This is a genomic window from Herbaspirillum sp. SJZ106 (assembly GCF_006715495.1).
Lineage (GTDB): Bacteria > Pseudomonadota > Gammaproteobacteria > Burkholderiales > Burkholderiaceae_D > Herbaspirillum.
This window is the reverse complement of sequence record NZ_VFNI01000014.1, coordinates 1-1,241: the sequence shown is the minus strand read 5'-3', so window position 1 is coordinate 1,241 and position 1,241 is coordinate 1. Positions and strand designations below refer to the sequence as shown.

Sequence of the window (1,241 nt, the reverse complement as noted above, 5' to 3'; positions counted from 1 at the left end):
TGACCTGACCTGAAAAAACTGGTCCGACTTGAAATTTCATATGCTATTGAAAAGGAGAGTCAGACCATGCCGAAAAAGCGATTCACATCCGAAGACATCATTCACAAACTGCGCGAGGCAGAAGTCATGTCTGCGCAAGGCAAGACGGTGGCCGATATCAGCCGTCAGCTTGGCGTGACCGAGCAAACCTACTTCCGTTGGCGCAAGGAGTATGGCGGCCTGAAGATTGACCAGGCCAAGCGACTGAAGGAACTGGAACAAGAGAATGCACGCTTGCGCCGAGCGCTGTCGGATGCCGTCATCGATAACCAGATATTGCGCGAGGTGAGCCGGGGAAACTTCTGAGCCCGGCACGTCGCCGCCAGGCCGTGGCCCATGTCAGAACGAGCTTGGGCCACGCTGAACGGCGTATCTGCCGGGCGCTCCATCTCTCCCGTTCCTCGATTCGTTATGCTGCCCAGCCGCGCGCCGATGAGGCGCCATTGACTGGTGCCATCATTGAATTGGCCTGCCAATATGGGCGGTATGGTTATCGGCGCATCCACGCTATGCTGGAGGCTCAGGGCTGGGAGCTGAGTCGCTCTCGGGTAGAACGTATCTGGAAACTAGAAGGCTTGAAGGTGCCAGTGAAACAGCCCAAGAGAGGTCGGTTGTGGCTGGCCGACGGCAGTTGTATCCGAATGCGGCCGGAATATGCCAATCATGTCTGGAGCTGGGACTTCGTCATGGAGAGAACCCACGATGGACGTGTCCTTAAAATCCTGGTTCTCATCGATGAGTTCACCCGTCGCTGCCTCGTGCTGCACGTGGCCAGGCAAATTCGCAGTAATGACGTCATCGATATCCTGGCTGAGGCCATGGTGGCCTACGGTGTTCCGGCATATCTACGCTCTGACAATGGGCCGGAAATGGTCGCCAAGAACCTTCGGCGCTGGCTTGCATCGGTCGGTTCAAAGACGCTGTATATCGAGCCAGGAAGTCCATGGGAGAACGGATACTGCGAGTCCTTCAACGGCAAATTCCGCGACGAACTGCTCAACGGAGAAATCTTTTACACCCTCCGAGAAGCTCAGGTCATCATCGAGCGATGGCGTCATCAGTACAATACCGTTCGGCCGCATAGCTCACTGAAATACCGACCGCCGGCACCGCAGGCTACGCTGCCGGCAACAACCCCAGCACCACTGCGGCTTGCCGCTTAGACTAACTTTAAGTCTGGACCAGTTGTTTCAGGCCGGTCA

At 56.4% G+C, this 1,241-nt stretch carries 1 protein-coding gene; it reads left to right on the top strand.

Annotation, left to right across the window (positions count from 1 at the left end; translation table 11 throughout):
* Positions 1-66: 66 nt before the first annotated feature.
* A protein-coding gene (locus tag FB598_RS20585) for an IS3 family transposase (RefSeq protein ID WP_141911309.1) occupies positions 67-1,202 on the top strand; the annotation gives its coding sequence in 2 pieces (ribosomal slippage) (positions 67-331 and positions 331-1,202; 1,137 coding nt in all).
* Positions 1,203-1,241 lie beyond the last annotated feature (39 nt).